Source organism: Mesorhizobium sp. P5_C1 (genome assembly GCF_054049815.1).
In genome coordinates, this window is record NZ_JBFULQ010000960.1 from 1 (window position 1) to 1,327 (window position 1,327).

Sequence of the window (1,327 nt, forward strand, 5' to 3'; positions counted from 1 at the left end):
AGATATGGCCAAGCGCGCGTTCAACCTGCCCAACATGCTCACCTACGCCCGCATCGTCGCGGTGCCGCTGGTGGTGCTGTGCTTTTTTCTCGAGGGACATCTGAAGTCGAGCGAGTTCGCCCGCTGGTCGGCGCTGATTATCTTCCTGCTCGCAAGCGTCACGGATTACCTGGACGGCTATCTGGCGCGCGCCTGGCAGCAGACCTCCAACATCGGCAAGATGCTCGACCCGATCGCCGACAAACTGCTGGTCGCCACCTGCCTGCTGCTGCTGGCGGCTGATACCGATCGCCATGCCGGCATCGCCGGCTGGTCGCTGTGGGCGGCGATCATCATTCTGTGTCGCGAAATCCTCGTCTCGGGCCTGCGCGAATATCTGGCGGCGCTCAAGGTCTCGGTGCCGGTGACGCAACTGGCAAAATGGAAGACCGCGATCCAGATGGTCGCCATCGCCTTCCTGCTGGCTGGGCCGGCCGGCGACAAGATCTTCCCGCTGACCACCCAGACCGGCCTGGTGCTGCTGTGGATCGCGGCGCTGGTCACGCTCTACACCGGCTACGACTATTTCCGCGCCGGCCTCAAGCACATCATGGACGAGTGAGATGACGACCCGGCTTATCTATTTTGCCTGGGTGCGCGAGCGGATCGGCCTGCCTGAGGAAGACGTCGACTTGCCTGCCGGCATCGAGACGGTCGCCGACCTCCTGCGCTGGCTGAAATCGCGTGGCGAGGGCTACGAGCACGCGCTGCAATATCCCGACGTGATCCGCGTCGCCATCAATCAGGAACATGTCGAGCACCGCGAGAAGATATCAGGGGCTCGCGAGATTGCGCTGTTCCCGCCGATGACCGGGGGCTGATCCATGTCGGCCGCCGTGGTGCCGACGGTGCGGATCCAGCGCGAAGATTTCGACGTCGCTGCAGAGATCGCCAGGCTGACGCAAGGCCGCGCCGATATCGGCGCCGTGGTGACCTTCTCCGGCCTCTGCCGCGATGAGCAGGGCGCGCTCTCGGCACTCGAACTCGAGCATTATCCCGGCATGGCGGAGGCCGAGATCAGCCGCATCGCCGTTGAAGCGGTTCAGCGCTGGCCGTTGCAAGGCCTGACCGCCATCCACCGCCACGGCAAGATCGCGCCCGGCGACAACATCGTGCTGGTGGTGGCGGCATCGGCGCACCGCCAGGCGGCGTTCGAGGCGGCAAACTTTCTCATGGACTACCTGAAATCGCGCGCGCCGTTCTGGAAGAAGGAGCATCGCGCTGACGGCTCCGAGGGCGGCTGGGTCGAGGCCAAGGAAGCCGACGCCAAGGCCGCACAGCGCTGGAA

Annotated in this window: 3 protein-coding genes; all 3 read left to right on the top strand. The window is 64.9% G+C overall.

What is annotated here, in order from left to right:
- The first annotated feature begins 4 nt into the window (after positions 1-4).
- A complete protein-coding gene (pgsA, locus tag ACXJ7R_RS32990) occupies positions 5-601 on the top strand; it encodes a CDP-diacylglycerol--glycerol-3-phosphate 3-phosphatidyltransferase (protein WP_095086306.1) in 597 nt (198 codons plus the stop codon).
- 1 nt (position 602) lies between these two features.
- Positions 603-860 carry a molybdopterin converting factor subunit 1 gene (moaD, locus tag ACXJ7R_RS32995; RefSeq protein ID WP_095086303.1) on the top strand — a complete coding sequence of 86 codons (258 nt, stop codon included), beginning with the start codon at positions 603-605 and terminating at the stop codon, positions 858-860.
- A gap of 3 nt (positions 861-863) precedes the next feature.
- A partial coding sequence (locus tag ACXJ7R_RS33000) for a molybdenum cofactor biosynthesis protein MoaE (RefSeq protein WP_457155454.1) occupies positions 864-1,327 on the top strand: 464 nt, incomplete at its 3' end.

What these genes read in the sequence shown, in the direction of transcription:
- pgsA (WP_095086306.1), top strand. Translation starts at nt 5, where the DNA reads ATGGCCAAGCGCGCGTTCAACCTGCCCAACATGCTCACCTACGCCCGC.
- moaD (WP_095086303.1), top strand. Translation starts at nt 603, where the DNA reads ATGACGACCCGGCTTATCTATTTTGCCTGGGTGCGCGAGCGGATCGGC.